31 protein-coding genes and 2 pseudogenes are annotated in these 26,746 nt (G+C 57.6%); 18 read left to right on the top strand and 15 right to left on the bottom strand.

Translation table 11 applies throughout. The features are described from left to right. Positions 1–582 precede the first annotated feature (582 nt). The gene (gene recA, locus NF78_RS02390; RefSeq protein ID WP_035984671.1) at positions 583–1,659 is read right to left on the bottom strand and encodes a recombinase RecA; all 1,077 of its coding nucleotides are present in this window, start codon (positions 1,657–1,659) and stop codon (positions 583–585) included. A gap of 307 nt (positions 1,660–1,966) precedes the next feature. Here recA and NF78_RS02385 point away from each other — a divergent pair, with 307 nt between their 5' ends. Beyond that, positions 1,967–2,197, top strand: coding sequence for a hypothetical protein (locus tag NF78_RS02385; RefSeq protein WP_035984669.1), 231 nt, complete (start codon positions 1,967–1,969; stop codon positions 2,195–2,197). Between the two features lie 120 nt (positions 2,198–2,317). Here the strand turns inward: NF78_RS02385 and lepB are convergent, their stop codons facing one another. Both lepB and NF78_RS02375 read right to left on the bottom strand, forming a co-directional pair. After that, on the bottom strand, positions 2,318–2,884 hold the full coding sequence (lepB, locus tag NF78_RS02380; RefSeq protein WP_035984668.1) for a signal peptidase I: 567 nt from the start codon (positions 2,882–2,884) through the stop codon (positions 2,318–2,320). Between the two features lie 353 nt (positions 2,885–3,237). Continuing rightward, positions 3,238–3,609, bottom strand: a complete 372-nt coding sequence (locus NF78_RS02375) for a DUF5335 family protein (protein WP_035984666.1) — start codon at positions 3,607–3,609, stop codon at positions 3,238–3,240. Positions 3,610–3,891: 282 nt separating this feature from the next. On the opposite strand from NF78_RS02375, the gene NF78_RS30245 reads away from it, so the two are divergent. The 3 genes from NF78_RS30245 to NF78_RS02360 all read left to right on the top strand — a co-directional run bounded on the left by NF78_RS30245 (position 3,892) and on the right by NF78_RS02360 (position 6,431). After that, complete coding sequence (locus tag NF78_RS30245; RefSeq protein WP_197064747.1) at positions 3,892–4,434, top strand: tetratricopeptide repeat protein; 543 nt, start codon at positions 3,892–3,894, stop codon at positions 4,432–4,434. Positions 4,435–4,629: 195 nt separating this feature from the next. Continuing rightward, positions 4,630–5,442 carry a prolipoprotein diacylglyceryl transferase gene (gene lgt, locus NF78_RS02365; RefSeq protein ID WP_263970531.1) on the top strand — a complete coding sequence of 271 codons (813 nt, stop codon included), beginning with the start codon at positions 4,630–4,632 and terminating at the stop codon, positions 5,440–5,442. 305 nt (positions 5,443–5,747) lie between these two features. After that, positions 5,748–6,431 carry a Mo-dependent nitrogenase C-terminal domain-containing protein gene (locus tag NF78_RS02360; RefSeq protein WP_035984664.1) on the top strand — a complete coding sequence of 228 codons (684 nt, stop codon included), beginning with the start codon at positions 5,748–5,750 and terminating at the stop codon, positions 6,429–6,431. Between the two features lie 187 nt (positions 6,432–6,618). On the opposite strand, the gene prfC is transcribed toward NF78_RS02360, so the two are convergent. Further along, on the bottom strand, positions 6,619–8,265 hold the full coding sequence (gene prfC, locus NF78_RS02355) for a peptide chain release factor 3 (protein WP_052049644.1): 1,647 nt from the start codon (positions 8,263–8,265) through the stop codon (positions 6,619–6,621). Between the two features lie 245 nt (positions 8,266–8,510). Between prfC and NF78_RS32765 the strand changes: the two genes are divergently transcribed. From NF78_RS32765 to NF78_RS02325, 6 genes are all read left to right on the top strand, one after another. Beyond that, positions 8,511–8,678, top strand: a complete 168-nt coding sequence (locus NF78_RS32765) for a hypothetical protein (protein WP_263970530.1) — start codon at positions 8,511–8,513, stop codon at positions 8,676–8,678. Next, positions 8,665–9,054: a type II toxin-antitoxin system VapC family toxin gene (locus NF78_RS02345; RefSeq protein ID WP_035984662.1), complete on the top strand. Its 390-nt coding sequence runs from the start codon at positions 8,665–8,667 to the stop codon at positions 9,052–9,054. Before NF78_RS32765 ends, NF78_RS02345 begins: the two co-directional genes overlap by 14 nt. Positions 9,055–9,354: 300 nt before the next feature. Continuing rightward, the gene (locus NF78_RS02340; protein WP_035984661.1) at positions 9,355–9,771 is read left to right on the top strand and encodes a YeeE/YedE family protein; all 417 of its coding nucleotides are present in this window, start codon (positions 9,355–9,357) and stop codon (positions 9,769–9,771) included. 27 nt (positions 9,772–9,798) lie between these two features. Then, positions 9,799–10,248, top strand: coding sequence for a DUF6691 family protein (locus NF78_RS02335; RefSeq protein WP_052049642.1), 450 nt, complete (start codon positions 9,799–9,801; stop codon positions 10,246–10,248). A gap of 98 nt (positions 10,249–10,346) precedes the next feature. Then, the gene (locus tag NF78_RS02330) at positions 10,347–10,913 is read left to right on the top strand and encodes a hypothetical protein (RefSeq protein WP_225885209.1); all 567 of its coding nucleotides are present in this window, start codon (positions 10,347–10,349) and stop codon (positions 10,911–10,913) included. A 151-nt stretch (positions 10,914–11,064) separates the two neighbouring features. Then, positions 11,065–11,574, top strand: coding sequence for a hypothetical protein (locus NF78_RS02325; RefSeq protein WP_035984659.1), 510 nt, complete (start codon positions 11,065–11,067; stop codon positions 11,572–11,574). 20 nt (positions 11,575–11,594) lie between these two features. Here the strand turns inward: NF78_RS02325 and NF78_RS02320 are convergent, their stop codons facing one another. Together NF78_RS02320 and NF78_RS02315 are read right to left on the bottom strand one after the other, a co-directional pair. Continuing rightward, positions 11,595–12,539, bottom strand: a complete 945-nt coding sequence (locus tag NF78_RS02320) for an SDR family oxidoreductase (RefSeq protein WP_035984657.1) — start codon at positions 12,537–12,539, stop codon at positions 11,595–11,597. 54 nt (positions 12,540–12,593) lie between these two features. Then, a complete protein-coding gene (locus NF78_RS02315) occupies positions 12,594–14,240 on the bottom strand; it encodes an alpha-amylase family glycosyl hydrolase (protein ID WP_035984656.1) in 1,647 nt (548 codons plus the stop codon). 83 nt (positions 14,241–14,323) lie between these two features. On the opposite strand from NF78_RS02315, the gene NF78_RS02310 reads away from it, so the two are divergent. Next, complete coding sequence (locus NF78_RS02310; RefSeq protein ID WP_035984655.1) at positions 14,324–14,533, top strand: hypothetical protein; 210 nt, start codon at positions 14,324–14,326, stop codon at positions 14,531–14,533. Positions 14,534–14,689: 156 nt separating this feature from the next. Here the strand turns inward: NF78_RS02310 and NF78_RS02305 are convergent, their stop codons facing one another. Both NF78_RS02305 and NF78_RS02300 read right to left on the bottom strand, forming a co-directional pair. Further along, a complete protein-coding gene (locus NF78_RS02305) occupies positions 14,690–15,412 on the bottom strand; it encodes a hypothetical protein (protein WP_035984653.1) in 723 nt (240 codons plus the stop codon). After that, positions 15,409–16,056 carry a ParA family protein gene (locus NF78_RS02300; protein ID WP_035984651.1) on the bottom strand — a complete coding sequence of 216 codons (648 nt, stop codon included), beginning with the start codon at positions 16,054–16,056 and terminating at the stop codon, positions 15,409–15,411. The genes NF78_RS02305 and NF78_RS02300 overlap by 4 nt, the downstream gene beginning before the upstream one ends. A 189-nt stretch (positions 16,057–16,245) precedes the next feature. Here NF78_RS02300 and NF78_RS02295 point away from each other — a divergent pair, with 189 nt between their 5' ends. Continuing rightward, on the top strand, positions 16,246–16,866 hold the full coding sequence (locus tag NF78_RS02295; protein WP_035984650.1) for a DUF1003 domain-containing protein: 621 nt from the start codon (positions 16,246–16,248) through the stop codon (positions 16,864–16,866). 141 nt (positions 16,867–17,007) lie between these two features. On the opposite strand, the gene NF78_RS02290 is transcribed toward NF78_RS02295, so the two are convergent. Both NF78_RS02290 and NF78_RS02285 read right to left on the bottom strand, forming a co-directional pair. Further along, the gene (locus NF78_RS02290; RefSeq protein WP_035984648.1) at positions 17,008–17,373 is read right to left on the bottom strand and encodes a response regulator transcription factor; all 366 of its coding nucleotides are present in this window, start codon (positions 17,371–17,373) and stop codon (positions 17,008–17,010) included. 130 nt (positions 17,374–17,503) lie between these two features. Continuing rightward, the gene (locus tag NF78_RS02285) at positions 17,504–18,406 is read right to left on the bottom strand and encodes a cell division protein FtsX (protein WP_035984647.1); all 903 of its coding nucleotides are present in this window, start codon (positions 18,404–18,406) and stop codon (positions 17,504–17,506) included. Positions 18,407–18,629: 223 nt separating this feature from the next. Between NF78_RS02285 and queG the strand changes: the two genes are divergently transcribed. Further along, on the top strand, positions 18,630–19,586 hold the full coding sequence (gene queG, locus NF78_RS02280; RefSeq protein WP_197064746.1) for a tRNA epoxyqueuosine(34) reductase QueG: 957 nt from the start codon (positions 18,630–18,632) through the stop codon (positions 19,584–19,586). 64 nt (positions 19,587–19,650) lie between these two features. After that, a complete protein-coding gene (locus NF78_RS02275) occupies positions 19,651–20,535 on the top strand; it encodes a tetratricopeptide repeat protein (RefSeq protein WP_035984645.1) in 885 nt (294 codons plus the stop codon). 9 nt (positions 20,536–20,544) lie between these two features. Here NF78_RS02275 and ppk2 read toward each other — a convergent pair whose 3' ends face one another. Both ppk2 and NF78_RS02265 read right to left on the bottom strand, forming a co-directional pair. Continuing rightward, positions 20,545–21,507 carry a polyphosphate kinase 2 gene (gene ppk2 / locus NF78_RS02270; RefSeq protein ID WP_035984644.1) on the bottom strand — a complete coding sequence of 321 codons (963 nt, stop codon included), beginning with the start codon at positions 21,505–21,507 and terminating at the stop codon, positions 20,545–20,547. Between the two features lie 519 nt (positions 21,508–22,026). After that, complete coding sequence (locus tag NF78_RS02265) at positions 22,027–22,269, bottom strand: hypothetical protein (protein ID WP_035984643.1); 243 nt, start codon at positions 22,267–22,269, stop codon at positions 22,027–22,029. A 212-nt stretch (positions 22,270–22,481) separates the two neighbouring features. On the opposite strand from NF78_RS02265, the gene NF78_RS02260 reads away from it, so the two are divergent. Next, positions 22,482–22,700, top strand: a complete 219-nt coding sequence (locus NF78_RS02260; RefSeq protein WP_052049640.1) for a helix-turn-helix transcriptional regulator — start codon at positions 22,482–22,484, stop codon at positions 22,698–22,700. Positions 22,701–22,885: 185 nt separating this feature from the next. Here NF78_RS02260 and NF78_RS02255 read toward each other — a convergent pair whose 3' ends face one another. Continuing rightward, a complete protein-coding gene (locus NF78_RS02255; RefSeq protein ID WP_035984641.1) occupies positions 22,886–24,664 on the bottom strand; it encodes an AIPR family protein in 1,779 nt (592 codons plus the stop codon). Positions 24,665–24,876: 212 nt separating this feature from the next. Further along, positions 24,877–25,221: pseudogene (locus NF78_RS30725) on the bottom strand (IS1 family transposase); the annotation flags it as partial. Positions 25,222–25,284: 63 nt separating this feature from the next. Between NF78_RS30725 and NF78_RS32110 the strand changes: the two are divergent. Both NF78_RS32110 and NF78_RS02250 read left to right on the top strand, forming a co-directional pair. Beyond that, positions 25,285–25,551 (top strand): annotated as a pseudogene (locus NF78_RS32110) (transposase); the annotation flags it as partial. Continuing rightward, the gene (locus NF78_RS02250; RefSeq protein ID WP_052050579.1) at positions 25,525–26,067 is read left to right on the top strand and encodes an NADPH-dependent FMN reductase; all 543 of its coding nucleotides are present in this window, start codon (positions 25,525–25,527) and stop codon (positions 26,065–26,067) included. The pseudogene NF78_RS32110 and the gene NF78_RS02250, both read left to right, overlap by 27 nt. Before the next feature lie 217 nt (positions 26,068–26,284). Here NF78_RS02250 and NF78_RS30720 read toward each other — a convergent pair whose 3' ends face one another. Next, positions 26,285–26,383: a DUF2281 domain-containing protein gene (locus NF78_RS30720; protein ID WP_072015945.1), complete on the bottom strand. Its 99-nt coding sequence runs from the start codon at positions 26,381–26,383 to the stop codon at positions 26,285–26,287. 56 nt (positions 26,384–26,439) lie between these two features. Here NF78_RS30720 and NF78_RS02245 point away from each other — a divergent pair, with 56 nt between their 5' ends. Further along, entirely contained in the window at positions 26,440–26,745 is a 306-nt protein-coding gene (locus tag NF78_RS02245; RefSeq protein WP_035984639.1) for a HigA family addiction module antitoxin, read from the top strand. Position 26,746: the final 1 nt, after the last annotated feature.

The following is a 26,746-nucleotide window of genomic DNA, read 5'->3' as shown; positions in this document are numbered from 1 at the left end:
GAGTTTCAAAGTGTCCTCACGTCATCCGAGAGATGATCGAGGACCAGGTTGGTATAGCAAGAAAAGTGGCTCCCCCCCAAATCCTGTGCGACAGGGTTCGCCCAGTCCTTGACCTGTTGAGTTCGAAGAGGTGGTGCCTCGCAGGAATGGCTGCTGGAGGGACAAAAATCTCATCCTAAAGACAGATGCGAGAGTATGAACCGTTCCAGTAAAGTTGAACATTGGGCTTAGCTGTATAGTTCAGCACATGCAAGTCGAGTTAGCTGAGTCGGTTTAAGAGGGCCAGCGGCTCCGATACCCAGGGTGTAGCGACACAACGGAACAGTAAAAAGTTACAGCAAAACATAACGACACAAAAACGTTCCGGGTCTGCTCCCTGCCCCTTGAAAAGGGGTTTACTGAATTAGGGCTTTGCCAATGTCTTCGAAAACCTGCGGTTCCTGTGCGGAACCTGCTCAACGGGACGACTCTGACCCCTCGGAGTTAGGGCCGACAGACCTTGTCCTTAAGCTGCTGGCCCTGGGGCTGCAACCGCAACCCCTTAACTACCGAGGAACGGGACGCTAGCGGTCAGTCTAGACGTTACTCGTCTTCGTCCAGGTAAGCCTCATCCTCCATCTCAATCTCCACCGCTTCAGCATCGGCAACAGCACTGCCAATCGCCAGCTTTTCTTTAACCTGAGCTTCTACCTTTTGGGCAAACTCAGCATCTTCCTGTAGGCGCAGAATTGTATTCTCGCGCCCCTGGCCGATGTTGTCGCCCTCGTAGCTGTACCAGGCTCCCTTGCGAACGATGACGCCGTGCTGCTCGGCCAGGTCCACCAGGCAGCCCATGCTGGAGATGCCCTGGCCAAAGAGAATGTCAAACTCGCCGATGCGGAAGGGGGGAGCGACTTTGTTTTTGGCCACTTTGACCTTGGCGCGAATGCCGTACTCCTCGGTTCCCTTCTTGAGGGTTTGAATGCGGCGAATATCCAGGCGCACCGAAGCGTAAAACTTGAGCGCATTACCGCCGGTGGTAACCTCCGGGTTGCCGTAGGAAATGCCGATTTTCTGCCGCAGCTGGTTTAGGAAGACAACCGTGCACTGCGACTTGCCGATACTGCCGGTGATTTTCCGCAGCGCCTGGCTCATCAGGCGGGCTTGGAGACCAACGTGGGCATCGCCCATTTCACCCTCAATTTCTGCCCGAGGCACCAGGGCCGCCACCGAGTCTACTACCACCACGTCAATGGCTGACGATCGCACCAGCTGATCGACCACCTCCAGCCCCATTTCGCCCGTATCGGGCTGGGAGACCAGCAGTTCTTCGACATTGACCCCCAGGGCCGCGGCATAGATGGGGTCAAGGGCGTGTTCGGCGTCTACAAAGGCGGCAACGCCCCCTGACTTCTGGACTTCGGCCACCACATGCAGGGCGACGGTGGTTTTGCCTGAGCTTTCGGGGCCATAGATTTCGATGATGCGACCCTTGGGCAAGCCACCGCCGAGGGCCAGATCCAGGGTGAGCGCCCCGGTGGGAATGGTCTCGACTTTCATGCGGGCGGCGTCGCCCAGGCGCATGATCGACCCTTTGCCGAAGTTGCGCTCGATCTGACCCAGCACCATGGTCAGCGCCTTTTCTTTCTCGCTCTGCTCTTTACCCTTTTTCGCCGCCATAAATGCCTCGGTACGGTAGGACAGGACTTCTGAATCCAGGGGCTGTCGTCGCCTAGCCACCCATTCTCCCGGCTCCAAGGGCACTGCCCCCAACCTGGTTTTGGGGCGGGCGCAGCGGGAATTGCAAAGGGTCGTTGGCTAGAATTGATGACAAGCCCTGGGGCAGTTGTCTTTAGAAAACCAGTATAGTACACTTGCACTTAATGGCAATAGGTAGTTATCCACGCGGCGGAGCGATCGCCCCAATAGTGATAACTGCTGTAGAGCCTCCCACCACGCACTTCCCCAGGGGAGGGGGTAAACCCCAATGGCATGCGATACGCTCAATACCTTAGTTGCGTTTCCCGATTGGATTGTGGCGGTGACCCGGCGGCGCTCGGCGGGATTTTTTTGCTGGGTGATTACGCCAGAGCTGTCGACCCTCACCGACGGCGAGGCCCACGCCACCAGTCAAGCGGCCCTGGCAGCGGGGCGCAGCTTGGTGCAATGCTCCACTGGACAGCAGATCGACTTCAGCCGCTGCCGCCTCTACGAGTGAATAAACGGTACTCGGGTTCAGGGTTTCAGGTTCACGGCTGATTTGAGCCATAGACCTGAAGCCCTGAATCCTCGGCGGCTGATCCACTCACCATCCACTCATTATCGATTTGATCAGGCACTAATCCAGGTTGCCCAGGCGGTCCAGGGGCCAAAACCGAAAAACGGCTCGACCAATCAAGTGATCCTCGGGTAAAAATCCCCAGGCGTGGGAGTCAAAACTTCTGTTGCGGTTGTCGCCCAGCACCAGGTACGAATTGGGGGGGACGGTGACCGGTCCATACTCGTAGTCGGGTTGGGCGGCAATGTAGGGCTCGTACTGCGGTTCGCCGTTGATAAAGAGCTGGCCGTCTTTGACTTCAACCACATCGCTCGGCAGGGCCACCAGGCGTTTGATGAAGGCGTCCGTTTGCCCCAGGGCTGCAGGCGGGCGAAACACCACAATGTCACCCCGCTGGGGCTGGCCAAAGTCGTAGCTCAGTTTGTCGATGATCAGGCGATCGTTGATCTCCAGGGTGGGCAGCATGGATTCGGAGGGAATGTAGCGCGCTTCGGCCACAAAGGTGCGGAGGCCAAAGGCTAATAGGACACTGAGACCAACGGTTTCAATGGTTTCGCGCAAAACTCCTTTGACCTTGGCAGCCGGAGGATGCTGAGGGGCGGATGGGCTGCTATTGGCGTTGTGCATGGGCAGAAAAGGAAGGGGTAGGGGGATGGACGGGGCAAATATCGGTAGTCTTTGATCGATCTTATCCCGATCCTAGATGGATGCATCCCGTGGGGGTGGCGGGCGCTGTGCCAGAGATCTTAAAGCCTACTCGAAAGCCCTGGTTTCTGTCGCCTGTGGCTCTGACCATACCCCTCCGCAGGCAGCGAGTGTTTGACCCAAAGGGGGAACCTGCCCCAGGGGCTGTCAACAATTAGCTGCCAAACGTCTAAAAACTAAGGGTTACAGCCCCTATCCAGGCGTTTGGGTTGGGCGTGACAAGCTGGATATACCGAGCTTTTGACCACACTTTTGACCACAATCGATAACCCGCCCTAGGACTGGAAGCTGATTGTGCTCTGGCTCTGATCGTGATGGATGATGGTGCAGGACAACACCAGGCCGTCTTCGTCGGTGACAATGCTGATTGCCCGGGGCTGCACGATCCGGTGGGTGTAGGTGGCGTCGCCGATGCCTTCGGGCCGCCCAACCGTGACCAGCAAATCGTGATTATGGTCAGGACCGTGGTAGGCGATCGCATGGAGTGGAGTTCGGCGCAGCACCGTAAAGTCACCCAGTTGCTCGTCCACCAGCTTCAGCGTAATCAGGCGTCCCTGGTTTTCATCGGTGAATTGTTCAAAAAACTCTGACCACACCCTGGGGGGAATGTCGAGCCGATAGCGTTTGTAGGATAGGCCCAGTTGCATGCGTCACCTCCTCACTCTCAGGTCCTCAAATGTCAGTGGCCAATGACATGGCCACAGCTTGAGCCTCAGCTTAGGGGGGGGCTGTGTCATTGTCGTGGCAATGGTGTGACGACGGCATGTTTCCCCCGCCCAGGCTGGTTAGGGTTCATGGCGCTGCTATCCTTCATCCTTGCTGGGGAGGGCCGCAATACATCTGAGATGGGAGCGACACAGGATTGCCATATGCGCTATTTACCGTTGGCTACCAAATCAATCGTTCCTTCTCACACAAAGGATAGACCGATGGAAACCTGTGTACGCGATCGCCTTGTCGAACGGTCCGCAGCCCCTCGTCCGGCTTGGTTGGACGGCGACTTTGAATGCCTGCGCCTGAACGAAATGGGCCAGGCTGACCTGGAAAAGGGCCGCTACCAGGAGGCGCTGACCCATTTTGAACAGGCCCTGCGCCTCGACCCCCACCGGGCCGACAGCTGGTGCCACCGGGCCGAGGCCCTGAGCTGTCTGAGCCGCTACGCTGAGGCTCTACAGAGCGTCGAGCAGGCCCAGGCGCTGGCCGGCCTGGGCAACCCTCGCCTATGGGTGCAAAAAGCGGTGCTGCTGATCCTGCTCAACCACCCCAAGCAGGCTCTGACCTGCTGCAACCAGGCGCTGTGGCGATCGCCCGGCCACGCCCAGGCCTGGCTGTTTCGCGGCGTTGCCCTACACCGACTGGGGCTGTGTAAGGCGGCCTACCGCAGCTACCAGCGGGTGCTCAAGCCTGAGCCTGGGGCGACCCAGTCCCTGCGCAAGCTGTGCCGCGACCTGGCGCTGGATCCCCAGGCTTAGCGATCGCGCCGGGGCACTACCGGCAGCGGGAGATCCCTGGAGGGACAGATCGGCCGCTCAGCGCCATACACTGAACCTATGGCGCGGCGGCATGGGCTGCCGGTCTTTTTCCCCTGTCGGTAAATTTCTCTGATGATGCACGCATTTGCCAGTACGATTTGGGCCAGTACGGTTTGGGTGAACGCTTTAGGGCAGTTGGCGTCTCCGGGCCCCATTGCCTTTGAACTTGGCCCCATCACTTTTCGGTGGTACGGGCTGCTGATTACGACCGCCCTGCTGCTGGGGATTGGGCTGGCCCAGCGCCTGGGTCAACGGCGCGGCCTCGACCCCGAGCGCATCGGCGACCTGGCGATCTGGCTGGTGCTGGGGGCGCTGCCGGGGGCCAGGCTCTACTACGTGCTGTTTGAGTGGGACCGCTACGCCAACCGCCCCCTCGATGCCCTGGCGATCTGGCAGGGGGGAATCGCTATCCACGGGGCCATTCTGGGAGGGGCGATCGCCACCCTGCTGTTTGCCCGTCGCTACAAGCTTTCGTTCTGGCAGCTGGCCGATGTGGTGGCCCCTTCACTGGTGCTGGGCCAGGCGATCGGGCGCTGGGGCAACTTCTTCAATTCCGAGGCCTTTGGCAGCCCCACGTCGCTGCCCTGGCGGGTTTACATTCCCCCTGCCCAGCGTCCGCCGGGGCTAGGCGATGTCGCCTACTACCACCCCACCTTTCTCTACGAGTCGCTGTGGAACCTGGGCGTACTGGCCCTGGTGCTGGGGCTGTTTGTTTGGGGGCTGAGGCACCCCGGTCGGCTCAGGGTCGGCACTATCTTCCTGGTCTACTTTGCCACCTATAGCCTCGGGCGCTTCTGGATTGAGGGCCTGCGGCTAGATAGCCTGATGCTGGGGCCGCTGAGAATAGCCCAGGTGGTCAGTCTGGTGGGCATTGCCTGTGGGGTGGTGGGGCTGCTGTGGCTGTACCGGCTCCGGCGTCCCCTGCCCGATGTGGTCAGACCTGAGTAGGTTTGAGCGGCAGCTCAGGCCGTTGGGGGTCTGGGCGCGGCGCTGGGGGAGGGCAAATTTTTCTCTGGCCGGGGCGGTTCAGTGAGGACGGCGTTAAAATTGTAGCTGTGGCCATTGCGCCCAGAGCACTGGTCACAGCCGTGGTTGAAAAGCGATCGCCTGTGTTTACCAGTCACGCCCTGAGCGTTCTGGCAATGGCTATTCTGGCAATGGCTGTAGAGCACAGCGGTCTGTTGTTTTGGGCATTGCTCTGGGGACTGTGCCAAACCGTAATGCCTGACTGTGATACCTGTTGAGGAGGATCTATGCCCGCAGTCACCGAGTCTCCCTACACCCAGGAGCAGATTAAGGTCTGGCTCCGGGGGCTGCTCACCCTGGCCTGGGCAGATGGCAACTTTGATGAGGACGAGAAGGCGCTAATTGCCGCCATTACCGAAGAAGAACTGGCTCCAGAACTGGACTTTGAGCATTTTGAACCCGTTACCCCCGCCGAGGTGGCCCAGGTGCTGGGGGATGACCCCCAGACGGCGGAAAACTTTTTACGGATGGCGGTTATGGTAGCCCTGGCCGACGGGGTCTACTCTGTGGAAGAAGATGCCCAGCTCCAGGCGCTGTGTGAGGCCCTAAACCTTCAGGAAATGGTTTTGACCTCGGTGCGATCGACCCTCCACAGCCTCAAGCCTGAAAATGCCGAGGTTGCCGCTGGGCTGCGTCCGCCGGCGGGGGGTAAGCTGGACCCACTCAAGCCTGCCCGCCTGTGGCTCGACCAGCTGGAGGTGCACGATCCTCGCCTGGCCAGGTTTGTGTGCAAACTGATTCCGTCCCAGTGCCCCTTCGAGCGCGACGTGGTGCTGTTTAAGAAAAAGCTGATGCACATTCCGCCCATGTGCAAAATCAACCCGCTCTATGATCAGCTGGTGGGGCTGCGGTTTCGCGCCCTCTCGTACTTGGCCGATGACTGCGGCGAGGATGTGACGGCGCTACTGTGAGGGCAAATGGGTACCAAAGCAGATCTCCAGCGACAAAGACATCGGGGCGATCGGCAAATAGCCAGTCCAGGTTCTGCTGAATAACTACAATCCAGCGAAACTGCTGGGTTTTGTCGGCCATAGGCTTGCCGTCGCTTTCTGGATAGACAAGATCAGCGGATTGGAGCTGGGAAACCATAGTGTCAACCTAAAGCGATTCAGGTTCTTTGCCGGAGACCACGGGGGCGATCGCGCTCAGTTTCAGCTTCGGGTGGTCGGTCATCACCTGCTGGCAGTTCCACTCGTTTTTAAACAAGAGCACCGGACGATCCCAACTGTCCTTGACGGTGACGGTGTTGAACAGCCGCCCCGCCGCCTCCAGGGCTTCCCAGCCGCCCTCTACCCAGCGGGCCACGGAGTAGGGCAGGGGCTCAATGCGAGTCTCCACGTTGTACTCGTTTTGCAGCCGGTACTGCACCACCTCCAGCTGGAGCTGACCCACCGCCGCCAAAATCGGGTCGCGCTTCGACTCGTCGGCGGAGAACATGATCTGCACCGCCCCCTCTTCTCGCAGTTCGGAAACCCCCTTCTGGAATTGCTTGTACTTAGAGGGGTTGGGGTTCTTCAGGTAGGCGAAGATCTCCGGCGAAAAGCAGGGGATGCCGTCGTACTCCAGGCGCTTGCCCTGGTAGATGGTGTCGCCGATGGCAAATACGCCGGGGTTGTTGAGGCCAATCACGTCGCCGGGGTAGGCCTCCTCCAGCGATTCGCGGCCCTGGCCAAACAGCTTTTGGGGGTGCGACAGCCGCACCGACTTGCCGCTGCGGGCGTGGCTGACCACCATGTCTTTTTCAAACTTGCCCGAGCACACCCGCACAAAGGCGATGCGATCGCGGTGTTTGGGGTCCATATTCGCCTGCAGCTTGAACACAAACCCGGAAAAGTCTTCGTTGGTGGGGGGAATCTCCCCCAGGGTGCTGCTGCGGGGGGAAGGTTTGAGGGCGTAGTCCAAAAAGGCGTCGAGGAAGAGCTGCACGCCGAAGTTGGTCATGGCGCTGCCGAAGAACACCGGGGTCTGCTGCCCGGCGTGAACCGCGTCGAGATCCAGCTCGGGGCCGAGTTCTTCGATCACCTCCAGCTCCTCTTTGAACTGGTAGTAGAGATCCTGATCCAGCAGGTCTTCGATCGCCGGGTCGCCCAGGTCAATTACCGTCTTTTTGGCGGCGCGCTTGCCGTGGATGCTGCGCTCGAACAGATGGATCTGGCGGTGGCGACGGTCAAATACGCCCTTGAAGCGATCGCCCATGCCGATGGGCCAGTTGACCGCGTAGGTTTGCAGCCCCAGCCGCTGCTCGATCTCATCGAGCAGTTCCAGGGGTTCGCGGGCGGGGCGGTCCATCTTGTTGAAAAAAGTGAAGATGGGCAGAGCCCGCAGGCGGCACACCTCAAACAGTTTCAGGGTCTGGGGTTCCAGACCTTTGGCGGCGTCCTCCAGCATCACCGCGTTGTCGGCGGCGGCCAAAGTCCGGTAGGTGTCTTCGCTAAAGTCCTGGTGGCCGGGGGTGTCCAGCAGGTTGATGGTGTAGCCGCCGTAGGCAAACTGGAGCACCGTGGAGGTGATCGAAATTCCCCGCTGCTGCTCCAGCTCCATCCAATCCGACGTCGCACTGCGCTGGGCCCGCTTCGCCTTCACCGCCCCCGCCTCCTGAATGGCACCCCCGTAGAGCAGCAGCTTTTCGGTCAGCGTCGTTTTACCGGCGTCGGGGTGGGAGATGATGGCAAAATTGCGCCGTTGCTCTACCGCATCGGAGATCGAGGCGGAGGTGGTGGCGGTAGAAATGGCGGCGTCAGTCATGGACCAGGGGTACTCGTACAATTAGCGGTTCTTTCTATTGTAGAGGCTGGCTCCCCCGTAGCGGCACCGGGCCCCTGGGGACTCAGCCCTGGCCAGAACGGCGTGCTAAAGTCTTACTAATGTCTTACCTGCCAAGGTTCATGCACCTATGGAAATCACTCGTCTGTCGAGCAAAGGTCAGGTGATTATCCCCAAAAGCGCTGCGGGTCGCCCACCACTGGGAGGCGGGGCAGGAACTGATCGCCGTGGATGTGGGCGAGGGTATTTTGCTCAAACCCAAAAAGCCATTTGAACCTACCACCCTGGCCGAGGTGGCAGGTTGCCTAAAATACGCAGGTCAACCTAAAACCTTGGAGGATATGGATCTTGCTCTGCGCCAGGGCGTGCTGGAGCAGTGGCATGATCGCCGTTGACACTAACATACTGGTGCGGCTCATCACCCAGGATGACGAAGCCCAGCACAGGGCCAGCGTAGACCTCTTTCAAAACCCCGAAATCTTTGTCCCAGACACAGTGATTTTAGAGACGGAAGGGGTATTACGCTTTGCCTACGACTTCAATGCCCATGAGATTTGCACCGCTTTGAGAAAGGTCTTTGGGCTACCCAATGTGTACCTCACCAATGAAAACCTCATCGCCCAGGTCCTGCAGTGGTACGAAAATGGCCTGGATTTTGCTGACGCCCTGTATTTAGCCACCAGCCAGCACTGCTCTACCCTATATACCTTCGACAAGGAATTCATCAAGCGGGCTAAGCCGCTGACTGACCGGCGGGTACAAAAACCCTAGGTTGGTGATGGGGCGTTGCTGAATGCAGGTATGATATGCCCCCCAGCTCCCCAATTCTGGGGGAGCCGAAATCTCAAAGTCCCCCAGAATAGGGGGATTTAGGGGGCGATGAAAGGATGTCAAGTTTACAGATTCATTACTCAATTCAGCAACGCCGGTGACAGGAACCCTCGAAATCGTCCCTACGCTGGAGCGTAGGGACGATATGGATACCGCAGCTCAAGGAGAACGTCGAAGCAGAGTTCTATTTAGCGATAAACTATATTACTATATCGTTAATTAGCCAATTGAGGATTTGTCATGCCTACGGAATGGCTCTGCGGCCTGTTTGGCGGCATTCTAATTGGCCTCAGTGCCACGCTGCTGCTGGCCTTCAACGGGCGAATTGCGGGCATCAGCGGCATGGTGAATGGGGCTATGACCTTTGCCGCCGCTGAGGCCTGGCGCTGGCTGTTTTTGCTGGGATTGGTGGTTGGGGGGCTGGTGTACGAATATGCCCTGGCCCCGCAGCCCACCCCCACCTACCCCTTCGCCCCGGTCACCATGGTGGTGGCCGGGCTGCTGGTGGGCTACGGCACCCGCCTGGGCAATGGCTGCACCAGCGGCCATGGGGTCTGCGGGCTGGGGCGGCTGTCGGGGCGATCGCTCGTCGCTGTCCTCAGCTTTATGGCCACCGGCATTGTCACTGTATTCATCACCCGCCACCTGCTGGGCTGAGCCTAGCGCAATTTAGAAGGAACTACTATGACTACCCGTAGCGCATCCACCCCCAACACCCTGGCCCAAAACCTGGTGGCCCTGGCCGCCGGGCTACTGTTTGGCCTGGGCCTGGGCTTTTCGCAGATGATCGACCCCCAGCGGGTGATCGGCTTTCTCGACCTGTTTGGCCGTTGGGATGCCACCTTAGCCTTTGTCCTGGGTGGGGCCGTGGTGGTGACGCTGATCAGCTTTCGGTTTGTGTTACGGCGGCCCACCCCGCTGTTTGACCGCAAGTTTTACCTGCCCACCCGCAACGATATCGATCGCCCCCTGGTGCTCGGTGCCGCCCTATTCGGCGTGGGTTGGGGGCTGGGGGGGTATTGTCCGGGCCCGGCGATCGCGGCCCTAGGTTTGGGGTCTGCCAATCCGCTGCTGTTTCTGGCCGCCATGATTGCGGGATCTCTGACTGCTAAAGCTCTGAACCGCTCGACCTAGGGACGGTACCCAGGGCTGGCAGAGATTGGTGCTGCGGCTGCTCAAAAATTCGCTACCCTAAACAGGCGTGTAGCGTGGCAGCAATAAGGATGGCAGCGATGGGGACTGTGGGCAAGGTAGCGACGGGCTTGGCGCTGGGGTTGGCTCTGGCAGGCGGTGGTTTGGGGCAGGCGGTGGCTAAGACTCCGGCGCTGTTGGATGCAGCGGCGGCGGCAGAGGTTTCCCCCCAGAGCCGCCTCAAGCAGTCGCGCCAGCAATCGCGAGCGCAGTCCTACCGCTACGCTATGCTGGCGGGCTACTCCGCCGCCGAGCGCAAGGACTACCACACAGCACTGATCAACTTTCGCCGGGCCCTGGGGTTTCGACCGGGCGATCGCTACGCCACCGCCGCCATTCGCAATATGGAAACCTACATTGCCCGCGATCGGGCCGAGGCTGCTAAACAGGCTGAAATTGTGCAGCGTCAAGCCCTTTTGGCTGAGGCCGTAGCGGCCAGCGACTGGGCCTGCGCCGCCGCCTCGGTCGATCGCCTGGTGGTGCTGATACCGCCCACCTCCGCCGATCGCGCCCGCCTGATCGCCTACCGGGGGGAACTGACCGGCTTTATTCAGTCGCGGGCCAATCTGGATCAGTGGTCTACGGTGTGTCCTGGGGGACAGACCTGATCTGACCGGGGCGATCGCAACAGACCGGAGATCTCGATTTGGATCAATGGACGACCTGGCCCTGGGGCGATCGCTGGCAGGTCATAATATCAAATGGGGCTATACCCACCGTTTGTGTTGCCCCCTGTCCATTGCCCTCTCGTCACCTGCAATGAATTACCTGGTCGCCGTTTTAGAGAATCGCATCAAAGCCGAAGAAGCCTACGCCGCCCTGGAGCAGGCCAGCCTGCCCCAGGACAATATTGATATACTGGGCAAGGGCTTCAAGAGTGCCGACGAGTACGGTCTGATCGACCCCGCCAACCAGGCCTGGAAGCAAATCCGCCTGATGATGCTGTGGCTGGTGCCCTTTGGCTTTGCGGCCGGGTTTGTGTTTAACAACATTACCGGGCTGGATACCTTTGCCTTTGCGGGGCGGCTCGGCAACCAGATTCTCGGCGGACTGCTGGGGGCGGGCTCGGCAGCAATGGGCGCTTTCTTTATTGGCGGTGGAGTTGGGGTGGCGATCGGCAGCGGCGATGCGCTGTCGTACCGCAATCGCCTTGACGACGGCAAGTTTTTGGTAGTGGTGCGCGGTTCTGAGTCCACCGTGCGCCAGGCTACCCCCATCCTGCGCCAGTTTCGCCCCGAAAATATCCAGGGCTACTCAGCCAACAACTAGTGCTGCTGCGATAACAGACCCTAGCGGCCCATCAGTTTTTGGATCAGCCAGTCGGAAATACTGGGAAGGGTGAGGTGGTCAAAATCTCCCTTGACCTTTTGGTAGCCCGGCATCGGTTCAAACAAATTGTCGGGGTCCTGGGCAGACTTGGGCTCCTCGGTGCGCTGTCCCTGAAAGCCGACCAGGCCGAGGGCCAGGTCTACTAGCTCTGGCGACAGCCGCTGGGTCAGATCGAGCAGGCGACCCACATCGCCCACGATGTAGTCGCGCAGGGGATGTTCCGCCGCCAGCACAACCGCGTCGGCCACCAGTTGGGGATCGTAGTAGGGCGGCAGGCCGGTGGGTTTGACGCCGACTTTGGTTCGCATGTGGTTGTAGAAGGGGGTGTTGATCACCGCAGGTTTAATGCTGGTGACGTTGATGGCCTGTCCGTCGTGGGCTAGCTCTACCCGCAGGGATTCGAGAAAGCCCTCCAGCCCGTGCTTGGCGGTGGAGTAGGGGCTTTGCAGCGGCAGCGCCCGGCGTCCTTCCATGGACGAAACGGCGATCAGCGAGCCGCCCCCGGCTTGTTTCAGGTGGGGCAGGGCCACTTTGGCCCCGTAAACCTGGCCCATCAGGGTGACATCGATGACGCGGCGGAACTCCTCAATGGTCATGGTCTCGAAGGGGGCGAGGATACCGGCGGCGGCGCAGTTAGCCCAGGTGTCGATGCGGCCAAAGGCGGCGACGGTGGCCTCGGCGATCGCATTCACCTGATCAAAGTCAGCGACGTCGGCGGGTACGGCGATCGCCTTGGCCCCCAGCCGCTCGATTTCCCCCACCAGCGATGTCAACCCCTCCTGGTTGCGGGCCGCCACCGTGAGTTGAGCACCGCGCCGGGCAAATTCCAGGGCCGCACTGCGACCGATGCCGCTAGACGCCCCAATGACGACAACGACCTGTTGATGGATGGGCTTGAGCTGCATAAAACTTCCTTTAATGCTGTGGTAGGCTGTCGGCTCGTGGCGGTGTACTCTGCCCTAAATCAGCACCTTAGCTTCGTATTCGGGTAAATCAAGGGTTAGAACCCCGTCGTGAACCTCAACGTCGTGGTCATTCACCCATTCGTGCCAGGTGCCGCTGCGAGGAAAGTTATGCACGCTGTAGTCAGCCAGGTACTGCCCGGAGAAGTTGACGACGACGGCGATTGTAGAGCCCTCATCGTTCCAGCGCACGTAGGCCAGCACCTTAGACTCGGGGTCTTCAAAGAAAAACTCGACGTTTTCGGTACGCAGGGCGTGGTTCTCTTTCCGCAGTTGAATCAGCCCTTTGTAGTGCTCAAACAGACCGCGATTGGAATCATTTTTCAAGAGCGACCAATCGATCTTGTTGGGGTCCAGAGACTTGGGCTTGTAGGCACCAAACTCTTCCCCCATCCAGATCAGGGGTACGCCCATGGCTGTCATCACAAAGACTGCCCCCAGTCTGGCTCGCTTAAAGGCCTCCTGATCAAAAATGTCGTGGTTGGCTAACTGCACCATCAGGTGGTCGTGGTCGTGGTTGCTGAGGTAGGTGATGGCGTTGACCGCTCCTAGATAGCCCGATCGCTTGGCATCGACCAGTTCTTTAACGGTTTCGATATCGGTGTCCTCGCCCCACAGCATGGGCGCCAGATTGTGCAAAAAACCGTCGCGCCAGCAGCCGTCGAGGGGGCCATCTAAATTGGTGGCGTCGGGGGACTCTGGAATCAGTTCGCCAATGTTATAAAACGGTTTGGGCTGAGCATCCTGGGAGTTCTGGCTGGCGATTTCCTGCAAAAAGTCAAAGTGGCCCATTTGACTGACGGCATCAAATCGGTAGCCGTCGATGTGGTACTCCGAAATCCAGAAACGAACGACGTCTTTGACAAAGTCTCGGGCGGGGAAACAATCCAGATGTTCGTCGTAGTGGTCGTAGTCAAATTCTGGACCCCAGTTGTACTCGGCATCCTTGGGCTCGCGCCGGTACCAGTAGGTGTAGTCGATTTTAGTCAGGGGTGCTTCGGAGCCGGAGTGGTTCAAAATGATATCTAAAATGACGCGAATGCCCCTGGCGTGGCACTCGTCTACCAGCTGTTTAAAATCTTTTGAGGTGCCGTAGCTGGACTCCACAGCAAAGTAGTGGTGGGTGTTGTACCCCCAGCCCTGTTCCCCAGGAAACTCCTGGATTGGCATCAGCTCGATCGCATTGACGCCCAGCTCGCACAGGTAGTCTAGCTTTTCGGTAATGTGTTTTAACTGACCGCGGGGATAGGGGTCATCTTCACCGCCAGAGAAGTCGCTGACCAGAATTTCGTATATAACCAACTCTTCGTTTTGAGGCAGCCCTTTGTCGTCGTGATTCCACACGTAGTCATCGACAATGGGTTCACCATCTTTGATGTAGATAACAGTGTTTTGATCGGTTTCATTGACGTGCTTAGCCCTGGGATCAATAACTTCAACCCACTCGTCAGGCTCTAGAAAGAAACTTTTTGACTGCACCCGAAACTTGTACTCGTGGCGGCCGTCTTCTAGGTCTATTGAGGTGCGAAAATAGCCGTCCTTGCCTTTTTCCATGGCTACATCCTGCCAGTCAGAAAAAGACCCAAATAAAATAGCGCCTTCGCTATAAGGCGCAAACAGCTTAAACTCAACCGAGCTAGCCATGAACCATACCTTGTTGTTTTTCTTAATATGATGTTGAAATTAGTTTTTCTCACCTACCGTTGGACATAAGCTGTCTAAGGGCTGTGGTCCGAACCCACACCCTCACCACCACCGCCTGTGACTGCACCTGTTATCTGTCTGGGCTATCTGTTTGGGCGAATGCCTGGTCGATCGCCTGCTTGAGGTGGACGGCGGGGCTGCTGGGCACCGACTCCGCCGCCGAGATTGGTCGCCAGTTTCCCTGCGCCCAGGCGGTGCTGCTCACCGACGGAGCATGCCCCAGCACTGCCTAGCCATTTCGGCCCGGGTGGTGCCCGGACAGGATACCACCCGGGCCGGGGACGCCGTTCTCGCCGCAGTGATTCACCAGCTTCGCCAGCGGGGATGGCAGAGTCTGCGACAGCCCGAAGCGATCGCCCCCGGTCCTAGCTGTGGGCACCCAGCCCTAGCTAATCGACCCAGCCAATATCGGCATCGCTTAGCATCGAGTTGGGCTGCCCCTTTTGAATGGCGTATTCAGGTACGCCCCGGCGATAGGTGGGCTGGTTCGCCTTGGCCTCCACCGGGCGGCGGGGCAAAACATCCACCCCAGAAATGCGGCTGGGAGTGGCCTTTGCCACCGGGGCAGCGGTGAGTTTCAGAATGGTCTGCTTGGCCTCATCCAGTTCCGCCTGTACCTGGGCCAGGGCCTCCGCCTTGGCGGCGGTAGCGGTCTCGGCCTGGGCCAGGCTGTCCTTCAACTCAAACAGGCGGCTCTGCTGAGTCTCCAGGTCCTTTTGCAGGCCAGCGACGGTTTTTTCCAGCCGGGCTTTGTCTTTTTGAGTGGTCGCCAGGTCGGCCTCCAGGGTGCTCAGGCGCTGGGTCAGGTCGTCCGGAACGGTAGTTGAGGCGTCGGGCTGGGGCGTGGGGGGAGGAGGGGGCGGTGCGGCGATCGCCTCAGCCTCTGGTTCCGGTGGTTTGGTGGGTTTGGCCGTCGCTTTAGCGCGACTGCCCTTAGCGCTGGCGGTGGCCGATCCGCTTGCCTTGCGGCTGGTGGCGGTGCGGCGCGACGACGACGCCCGCCGACTGGCAACTGGCTTGGGGGTGGCCTCGGTTTCGGCAGCAGCGGCCTCTGGGACGTCAGCCTTGTTCACTTCTTCTTTGAGCAGGTCAGAGAGGCGTTTTTTAGTCATGGCTGGGTCCAGTCTCGCTGTAGTTCTTCGGCAACTCGGCAGTAGTCAGAACGGGCCTCCTGGCTGTTGGGGCCGCGCCACTTGAGCACCGGCAGGCCCTCCAGCGCGGCGCGTTCGTGGGCTTTGTAGGTGCGAACAAACGCATTGCAGGCCGGAATCTTGAGCTCCAGCAGCGTGTTCTGAGCTTCAATGGCTTCGCCGACGCTGCGGGAATCCACCTTCGTCAACAATACTCGATGGGATACCCCGCTGGGCGCTACCGCTTCATTCACTGTAGTAATCAAAACTGCCAGATCCATCGGAGCGGGGGGCGTGGGCAGCAGCAGGTAGCTGGCCGCCGGAATCACCGCCGCCAGGGTCGCGGACCCCAGGGCTGGGGGCGTATCGACAATAATCAGGCTGTGGTCGTGCTCCTGGCCCAGCCGGGCCAGCCGGGCCGGGTTGATTTCAGCCTTGACCTCAAAGCCCAAATCCGTAGGGCTGCGGCCCGTCCACCACAGGGCCGACCCCTGGGGATCAGCATCCACCAGCAGCACCGAGCGGGTTTCGGCAAAGACCGCCGCCAGGTTGACGGCGGTGGTGGTTTTGCCCACGCCGCCCTTGCCGTTAAACACCGCTAGCACAATCGGACGAGCCAAGGTCACATCTCCAGAGTGCAGGCCATCGCAGAAAGACGCCGTTAGACCGGCTGAACCATGGGGCAGGGGTCGTTTTGAGCGGCTGCGCCAATGCCTCAACCTACGGAATAGTACTCCAAGGTCGGCCCAATGGCATATCCAGATCCAGTCAATTTCTGCCCCGCCCTGCCCCAAGCCCGCTGATAAAATACTGTCATGGCCAATTCCACCCCATCTTCCGCTTCCCAATCGGCGGCGCACCAGCCGCGATCGTGGTTTCGTCGCTCGGCTCCCCAGCGCATTTTAACCGCCCCGCTGCCCGATCCCATTGCCGAAAACATTGAGGCGATCATTGCTATCCACCGCCAGGAGTCCAAGGATGTCGCCCCTCCCGAGCGGTTGCTGGAGGTGGTGGCCTCATGGTTTAGTCGGCCTGGGTTTCTGTACCTGCTGCTGGGGGGGCTGGGGCTGTGGTTGGCGGGTGACTGGCTCAACCACACCGGCCTGCTGCCGATCGCGCTTCCCACCTTTAGCTGGGCCGATCAGGGGCTAGATGCGGCCGCCCTGCTGATTTCTACCGGGGTACTGATTCGCCAAAACCGGCAGGAAAACTTTGCCGAACAGCGCACTCAGCTAATGCTTCAGCTCAATCTGCTATCGGAGAAAAAAATTGCCAAGATCATCGCGCTGCTGGAGGAACTGCGCGAAGACCTGCCCGACATGGAGCAGCGCTACGACCCCGAAGCCGCCATTATGCAGCAGTCGGCAGATCCGCTGACGGTGCTGGAGGCGCTCAAGGAAACCCTGGAGCAGGAAATATCGGCGGAGAGCGACTAGTACTTGACCAACCTGATTGTGACAGGCTCTAACGGTCTAAAGGTGCAGGCAGGGTACACGGTGTACGTTTAAGGACTGCCGTGAACCGTACACCTTGCACCGTGTACCCCACTAACCTGTCACCTTTGGCTTGGCAGACGACTAGGGGCGCAGCAACTGCTTGACGGTGCTGATCATGTCGGCGGGGCGAAAGGGCTTGGTGATATAGGCGTCGGCCCCCTGCTTCATGCCCCAGTAGCGGTCAAATTCTTCGGCTTTGCTGGAGCAGATGATGACCGGAATGTTTTGGGTGGGGGCAGAATTTTTGATCCAGCGGCAGAGTTCGTAGCCATTCATGTTGGGCATGACGATATCGAGCACCACCAGGTCGGGGGGGGTGGCCTGAATCATTTCCTGGGCTTCCACCCCGTCTTTGGCTTCCACCACCGTTAGACCCGCTTTCAGCAGCAGCCCGGCAATCATTTCGCGCAGGGTTGAGCTGTCGTCGACAATTAGCACTGTACTCATTGTGATGCCTCGCTGACGGAAAGCAGACCGTCCATTGCTCCGTAGCTATTATGGCCAAATTGGCGTGACTCTAACATTTTATTTGAGGCATTTTATTTGAAGACGGCATCGCAGAGGGTATGGAGAATAGCTATCGCAGCGAAAACTTGCGCACCGCCAGCAGGCTACCCATTAACCCTACTAGAGTACCCAACCCCAGCAGCGCCGCCGGCAGTAGCAGCATCTGCTGGGGGGTCAGCCGCAGCCCCTGGACCACAAACTGAATGAAATCGGCCTGCTGGGCGGCCAGCTCGGTCAAAAAGCGCTGCACGGCAAACAGCAGCCCCCAGGCGACGGTGGCTCCGGCCAGGCCAAAGGCGGCCCCCTGCAAAATAAACGGCAGGTAGATCCAGATTCGGGTGGCCCCCACCAGCTGCATGACTTCAATTTCTCGGCGGCGGGCCAGGACGATCAGGCGAATGGTGGTGGTGATCACGGCGGTGGCGGTGAGGGTGAGAATGGTGATCACAAACAAACTGGTCCACTTGAGGCCGTCGTTGAGCTGGGCCAGCCGGGTGACGGCTTCGTCGATGTAGCGCACTTCGTCGATGCCGTCGAGGGCCTCAAGCTGAGCCGCGATCGCCGGTACCGCCTCAGAATCCTTGGCCTTGACCTTGAGTTCATCGACCAGGGGATTGCCCTTGAGCTGGTCGGTGGCCCCGGCAATATCCGACAGCCCCAGATCGGTCACCAGGGCGGCCCAGGCCGACTCTTTGGTCACTGGCGTTACCCCCACCACATCGGGAAAGGCCTCCACCACAGGCTTGAGATCGCTGGCCTGAAAGCCGCTTTGCAGGTAGGCCGACACCTCTAGCTGGCTACCAAACTGGTTGAGCAGCCGCTCCAGTTGCCAGGTCGACTGCAGACTGATGCCAAACAAAAACAGCAGGACGGTAATGGTGCTAATCGCCGCCCAATTCATCCAACCGCCGCGCCGCAGCCCCAGCAAGGTTTCGCGCAGCAGGTAGTCAAACTTGGTCAACAGCTTAAACATAGACACCCTTGCCTGGATAAGTGGGGCTGAAAGTGGCATATGTGGGGGTTGGCACCGAGCCTAAACGCTAGTTGTGGCGCGTGACGAAAAGCCAACCGCAGCAAGGTTAAACCTATTCGTAGATCTGCCCTGTGTCAAGAGGAGTTTTCGATTCGCAATCTGCATCTACGGTTCGACCGTTGGCTAGGATCGAGACAGGTTCCCGGCGCAGGAAACGTTATCGATGACAGACATTGCTGACTCACGCGATCGCCAGGCGGTCATTGACTATGCCCTCGGGCTGGGGTTTGACCTGGTTGGCATTGTCGCCCTGGACGAGTCTCCCAGCGACACGGAAGCCGCAGCGGTAGGGCACCTGCAGCGCTGGCTGGCCCAGGGCTACCAGGCCGATATGGCCTGGATGGGTAACCCCAGGCGTCAGGACGTCCGTCAGGTGCTGCCGGGGGCGCGATCGCTCGTCTGTGTCGCCCTCAACTACTACACCCCCCACCGCCACTCCGCTGACCCCAGCCACGGCAAAATCTCGCGCTACGCCTGGGGCCGCGACTACCACCGCATTCTGCAAAAGCGGCTCAAACCGCTGGCCGACTGGATTGCCGCCGCTGGCCACGACGCCCGCTACTACGCCGACACCGGCCCCGTGCAGGACAAGGCCTGGGCCCAGCAGGCGGGCCTGGGCTGGGTGGCCAAAAACGGCAACCTGATCACCCGCCAGTACGGCTCCTGGGTGTTTTTGGGCGAGCTGATCACCACCCTGCCCCTGGCCCCCGACTCGCCCCACACCGCCCACTGCGGCACCTGCACCCGCTGTCTGGAGGCCTGCCCCACCGGGGCCATTACCCAGCCCTACGTGGTCGATGCCAACCGCTGCATCGCCTACCACACCATTGAAAACCGGGCTGAAACCCTGCCGGATGACGTGGCAGCGCAGCTGAATAACTGGGTGGCGGGCTGCGACATCTGCCAGGATGTCTGCCCCTGGAACCAACGCTTTGCCCAACCCACCGCCGTCGAGGACTTTCAGCCCTACCCACAAAACCTGGCCCCAAATCTGGCCGATTTAGCTACCCTATCAGAAGCCGAGTGGGATGAGCGGTTTCGGGCTTCGGCCCTGCGGCGGATCAAACCGGCGATGTGGCGGCGCAATGCCCGGGCTGCCCAGCAGAATCACCGCTGCTGATGGCTACGGTTCGCAACCGACGTACACTCTTATATATTTCCTATTCAACCCCACCGATTCTGCTGTGCTAAAACGCCTCTCCCTGCTGCCGCTGCTAACTCTCTGTGGACTGCTGGCCCCCGCCCTGCCCGTCCGCGCCCAGGCCCTCACCCCCTATGTGCTGCCCCTCGACTACGACCTGATGACCGAGCAGGGGCTGTTTTTGGCCAACGAGGCCCAGCAGCTGGCGGAGTTTCAGCAGTTTGGCCGAGCCCTGGCCCTGGCTCAGCTGGCGGCTCAGCTGGCCCCCAACAACGGTCAGGTGCTGGCCCTGCTGGGGGGGCTCTACCTGCAGAGCAGCGAGGTAGACAAGGCTCTACCCCTGCTCGATCGCGCCCGCACCCTGCTGCCCGACAATGCGCGGGTGCTGTTTGCCCTGGGCTCGGCCTACCTGCAGCAGGACAACCCCCAGCGCGCCGCTAGCTTCCTGGAGCAGGGGCTACGGCTGGAGCCCAACAACCCCAGTGCCCTGTTTGACCTGGGTAACGCCTACTTTAAGCAGGAAAAGTTTGCCGAGGCGATCGCCAGCTTTGAAAAGTCGGTGGCGGCGGAGCCGGAGTTTTGGCCTTCGGTAAATAACATTGGCCTGGTGCTCTACGAGCAGGGCGATGCCCAGCGGGCGGTGGAGTACTGGCGCTCCAGTCTGGAGCTGGCCGCCAATGAGCCCGAGCCCAAACTGGCGATCGCCGTAGCCCTGCACTCCCAGACCAACTGCGGCGTGCCCGTGGTCAGAGCCGCCAACGCCGCCTGCCAGGAGGCCATTCGCCTGGGTATCGAAGCTCTGGAGCAGGACAGCCGCTACGCCGACCTCGACTTTTTGCGCCTCAACCTCTGGGGCGATCGGCTGATCGACTCCACCGTCGCCTTTTTTGATCTGCCCGACATCAAATCCCTGCTGGGCGAGCTATAGGGCGTGCCCTCAGTAGCGCTGGGGTACGAAAAACTGCTCGTTGATGGGCGATCGCTCGTAGTCGACGGGAGCTTTTTTGCGCGGCGTTAGCTCCAGCGGCTCGGGGGTCATATCGATGTAGTCGATCTTGCTGAGCACGTGGCTGATGCAGTTGAGCCGTGCCCGCTTTTTGTCGTCGGCTTCGACGGTGAACCAGGGCGCTTCGGGAATATTGGTGTGGGTGAACATGGCGTCTTTGGCCTGGGAGTACTCCACCCAGCGATCGCGCGATTCGAGATCCATAGGGCTGAGTTTCCAGCGCCGGGCGGGGTCGGTGAGGCGTGACTGAAACCGCCGCTCCTGCTCCTCGTCGCTGACCGAAAACCAGTACTTCAGCAGAATGATCCCCGATCGCACCAGCATGCGCTCAAACTCGGGGCAGGTGTGCATAAACTCGTCGTACTGCTCGTCGGTGCAAAAGCCCATTACCCGCTCCACCCCGGCCCGGTTGTACCAGCTGCGGTCAAAGCAGACGATCTCGCCAGCGGCGGGCAGGTGGGCCACGTAGCGCTGAAAGTACCACTCGGTCTTTTCGCGATCGCTGGGGGTACCCAGGGCCACCACCCGACAGCCGCGCGGGTTGAGCGGCTCGGTCAGGCGCTTGATGGTGCCGCCCTTGCCCGCCGCATCGCGCCCTTCAAATAGAATCACGATGCGGGTGCCGGTGTGCTTGACCCAGTACTGCATTTTGACCAGCTCCACCTGGAGCCGGGCCAGCTCATTTTCGTAGAATTTGCTCTTGAGCTTAGAGCTGCCCTCCGACTCCGAACTGTAGCGGAAAACCGGTGCCTCGGTAGGCTGAAGCTGCTCTTTTTTGAGCTTTTTCTTCGCCTTCTGCTTGCCCTTTTTTGGGGACTTATCCTTCTTTGAACTGCGTCCAAGCGCAGAGAATTCATCAGTCAGGGGATCAGCTTTACCGTTGTTTTTGCCCATTGTTGTATCCCAAATTGGCCACCAGCCCTTGTTTTGATCATGCTAAGTATCCAGACCCTGAGGTTTTGTACCAGCAGTCACCCTTTGTAGGGGCTAATGGCCGTTTGCCCCTACCCAAATCCGTGCTTCGATTTAGCAGAGCCCTTCGGTTAACTTAGCACCTCTGACAACTGCGCTTTAACCCTCGCCAGCGCCTCGGGCAGCTTGGCCACACCGTGTCCGGCCGCCGCCGCCCATCAACTTAGCAATGCTGCTGATGAACTGGCCCGCCTGGAGCTTTTGCCCGTAGTGGGTGGGTCTGCTGGTTTCACCAGGTTGCCATACCGTTCGTACAAGAAACGCACACATTCTGGGGCAAGGTCGATGGCCGTTGCATCGTAGGCCCCAGTTTCTGGATGAGGTCAGACCAACCCCAGGCGGTGACGCCAGCAATTCCACTGGCGGGGCAGTGGGGTAGTGATACAGCCGGGCAGGGCAACTGGTTCGGTCTACTGGCATGGAGACGAGGGGGGCATAGGCTCAGCGGCGGATCCATTTGGTGAGAATGCGCATGGGCTGCCCGGTGGTGGGGTCGAGCTGGGGTTTGCGACCGGCGCGGGGTTCGGCAAAGCCGATGCGGTGCAGATGGGCGATGACGAGTTCCATGCCGCTGGCGCTGCCGAGCAAGATGACGCGCACGGGTTCGCGGGGGTCGGCGGGCGCTGGGGAGCCGCCGGAGGGGGGCTGCTCGTAGAATTCGCTGTTGGGAATGAAGTCTGCCATGGCTTTGGGCAAATAAGGGACAATGAAAGGGATCCAGATCCCAGGGTTTTTGAAAAACCCTGGGATCTTTGCCGCAAGACTCTCTACGCAGGGTGCGAAACCCTCCACAAAATGGGAAACTGTGAAACCAAGTCGCCCTGAAAGAAGCTTCAACGCGACCGGCAGATATACCGTTCTTTCTATACCGAACGGTAATTACCGAGCAGTATAGTATGTCTGACCAAAGTCAGCAAGCCACGCTGATGGATTTGCGTACCCGTGCGGGCCTGACCCGCCGCGAGGTGGCCAATGCCCTGGGAGTTACCGAAAAGACTATCTATGTGTGGGAAACTAGCAATAATTCGCCCAAAATGACCGTTTCCCAGGTGCAGAAGATGCTAGAAGTTTTGGGCTGTACGCTGAATGAGTTGGCGATTGCAACTGGGAAGTAAAACTGTGCCTAAAGGCATTGAGGAAGGGAAAACTAGAGTTGCTGCCAACTCCTTAATTTTCTTTGAGGTGTTCAGAAAAGCGCGTAAGCTACAGGCTTGGAGAATTTATTTGACAAGCAAATTCCACATTAAAAGCTATCTATTAAGCTTGGGCAACGCACTTCTGGCGCAGCAGAAGTAGGAGATCATAATTGAGGCTTTCGCAGGAAATCATCATCATCAGCATTCATGCAAACTTGCAAAAACAGCGGAGAAAACTGAGCCCGGTGCATTGACCGATACATGTTTTGTAGAGTTACCTCTTTGGAATTTCCTTGGCTGATGAGGTGACTGGCTACAGTTTTAAATGAATGTCGAAAATAGCGAATATACACATCAGGGCTGCCATCCACCACTTCAGTGACTCTCTCTAAAAATATAGATATCGATTCAAAATCAAGTTTTCCCGAATCCTGGTATATGTTACTTCTCACGCACCCGCACATAGCTAATATAGCAAGGAAGGCTCTGTAGTTTGGCTTTGCCTCTTCCCAGAATCTCTTGAATAGATCAGAATATTCTTTGCCTCTAAAGATATCTTGAACTTCTTCAGCGGCCCTTTGGATCAGAGCTTGTATAGAGAACAGAGTCGAAAATAGTTTTTCGCCCCTAGGATCTTCCGCATAAATTCTATCTATTAGATCCGTCCTAAGTTGATTATAATCTGGGTTGATAATATTGTTTGGATTTCGACTAAAAATCCCAATAAACAGGGATCTTATCTCTTGATAACTTACCCTATCTTGATAAATGGTTTCAAGAACTTCAAATACGTTATCTTCCTTTTTGTTTTGAAGATACTCAAAGCTTATGCCAGCGTTACTTGCAGATGTCCTAATTTGTCGAGGTCTTATGTATTCAGCAAGGTCTAAATCAATTCTGTCTACCTTGTTTTGAAAGTTTGAAGCTTTTGCTATTTCCCAAGAATGTTCTGTCTCCACAATTTTTACTGAAACATAGCTTTTCGGAGAAGGCTGCTCAACAATAGACATTGTCGTTTGAAGTCCATTTACAATGCTTGCGCTTCTTAGGGATAAGGTGTTTTCACTAATCAGGCTAACTTGGCCAGCACGAAAAGTAAGACCATTATTCTTTGCAAGAAAATTTTCTGGATCTTTCTCCAAAGACTCCAATATTTCTCTGTTAACGTCAGTCAAGGAATTTCTTTGGCCTAGAACTCCTAAAAACTCACGTATATTTTCCAAAAATAGTGCATCTCCAAACTCATCGTAAAGTCTAGCAATTTCAGGTGCAGGAATTACACCCAGGTAAACATTTCCAATATGGATAAAGTGTTGCGTGGAAGATAATTCAAAATTACTGGGCAGAACATGTAACTTTCGATAAGTCTTCTGCAATACTGGAACTAAACTAGGTCCATCAATTATATAAACCCTGTTCGAACGAGTTAGTTTTCTGTAAAAATCTAATGTAGACCTTTTTGATTTCTCATATTTTTCTATAAGTCCTTTGATGTCAGAGGTGGTGACAATCATGTAATTCCTAGTTACTTCAGACTCGACTTTTTCCGAGGAGCCTTCTTCGGGCAGCAAGCTGAATTGTTTTGGTTGATCTTTAGGAGTAAGGCTTGCTTCTAATTCTTGGTCGAATGTCATGAACTTGCTAAAAATAATATCAAGTTCATCAATATTCTTGATTGTGTATTTGGACTGAATATAAAGAGCTTCACACTTGTCTTTGCTTAGGCACTCAAGGTCAACTCCTTTGTCGTGTGAGTGCTGATTAAGAGTTGGAATTGAAAATCTTTCCCCTGTAGTTGTATGCGGTATGAGTTTTCTGACGAGCTGTGCAAAGCTTGCACCCCGTTCATAAGAGTTAAGATTAGAAAAATGATTATTGAAGTGAGATAGTAAGCCTCCGTAAGTTTGAAGGAAGTCTGGAAGCTGCTCTTCAATTTCTTTCATGGAAACTACTAAAGATCGTGATGTTTTTGAAAGCTCAGAATGATGATATGGTCTTCTCGGGAGCTGGTTCGAATCTCAAGGTTCTATTCTAGAGTGTCCCAGATTTTCGGAATCTTGGCATGCTGCACCAGAACTCTAGAATAGCATTGCTGTATTCTTTCTCCTCGTGCGTGAGCAGTGAGTTACAACTTAGCAAATTGGGCACTGGTCTGTTAAGAGGAGATACATTGAAACCCTCTCAGGCAGAGAAGTTCCTGGGTGGATAGCAAGCGACTACACAAGCCGATCGCCATGGCCGGAGTCGTCCGTTTGCCCAGTCCCCAGTGTGGCCTGACCCAGTTGTGGAGGATCCGCTGAACATCCAAGGTTCGTTGCAATCCATCACGAGTCTTAGCATAGAGGTTTTGACGCCGACGATAAGCGCTGCATCGCCGCCTCAGGGCGGCATTGTGAGCCTCGTTATGGTTGGCATGCACCTCGACTAGCGGGCTAACCGCGGTGTAGGGATGCTCGGGTCTCACCCACACGACCCGCCTGAGACCTTGAGTCCCTTGAAGTGACCCCCGATTTTCGGACACAAGGCTAAGAGCAGTATCCTTGTTCCACAGGAGGGGGCAACTATGAGCGCAAACCGACGACAGTACACAGCTGAATTTAAGGCCAAAGTGGTGTTGCAAATGCTAATGGGAGAGAAAACGTCAGCCGAGATTTGCCGAAGCCACAAACTCCATTCCAGCGTGCTTAATCGCTGGCGAAAGGAATTTTTAGATCACGCGACCACGATATTTGAGGCCGATTCAGGCCATGAGGCTGACCAACAACGGATTGCCGAGCTGGAGCGATTGGTGGGCCAATTGACGATGAAATTAGAGATTGCAAAAAAAGCCTCGCAGTCCTTCAATCAACTGGCCCAGCGAGGCCACAATGCTATCTTTGCTGATGCCCTGGAGTACGACTTTGGCCTGCTCGATCGCATGTACAAAGAGCACGAGCCTGGTCAGGTTCCAGTCAAAATGGAGGAACTGGCTGAGCACATTCGTAGCGCCGATGGGTTTGTGGTGGTAACGGGCGAATACAACCACTCTGTTCAGCCGGGGCTGAGCAATTTGATGGATCACTTTCTGGAAGAGTACTACTTTCGCCCGGCGGGGATTGTGTCGTACTCGGTGGGGGGATTTGGCGGGGTGCGGGCCGCTGTGCACCTGCGGGTGATGCTGGGGGAGATGGGTATGCCCACCATTTCGTCGATGTTTGCGATCTCAAAGATTACCGAGGCGATCGACGCCGATGGCAAGGCCCAGGATGAGTCATTGATCAAACGCCTGGGTTCCTTTTTAGACGAGCTGGAGTGGTACGAAGAGGCCCTCAAGCGGCAGCGCGACGAAAAGGGAAGGCCCTTTTAGACAACTTGCGAGAGGGATGGTTTTCGACTCGAACCCTTCCAAAGAGGGAGGGTAGCTCTAAATTTTTTTCACGACTTGTTGGCTTTGGCAGTAAGGACAATCCATCATGCTGAAGTAGTTACACTACAGTCATTCTACCTATCAACGCCTAGCAGACCAGTGCCGCAAATTGGAGGTGAGTGGTCACGGCTAGCTTTTCTAACACGGCGGCGGAATTTTAGTCATCACCCGCTAGGGTCTTTTGCTGTCGCTGCTTTAGGAACTCTGCAAAATCTAGCACCTCCGCCACCAGATCGTCCGATCGCTGGTTGGCCATAACCCGCAGAGGGCTGAGACTCCTATCAAAGGCTGGACTATCACTGAGGTAACCCTATGGGCAAGGACAAGCTAAAACCAGTGCATCCGGGCGAAATCTTGTTGGAAGAATTTCTCAAGCCCATGAACCTGAGCCAGAATCAAATTGCCTTGGCCCTGAGGGTGCCAGCCCGGCGCATCAATGAAATCGTTCACGGCAAGCGGCGTATTACCGCCGACACCGCCCTGCGCCTAGCTCGTTACTTTAATATGTCCCCCCGGTTTTGGCTCGGCTTGCAGATGGACTACGACCTGGATGTCGCCGAAGACGAGATTGGCGATCGCCTCAACCAGGAAGTTATAGCGATCGCCCCCCGACCCTAGA

The sequence above is a fragment of the Leptolyngbya sp. KIOST-1 genome (genome assembly GCF_000763385.1).
In the GTDB taxonomy this organism is placed as follows: domain Bacteria; phylum Cyanobacteriota; class Cyanobacteriia; order Phormidesmidales; family Phormidesmidaceae; genus Nodosilinea.
Note: the sequence above shows the minus strand (reverse complement) of the source record. Positions and strands in the feature narration are given on the sequence as shown.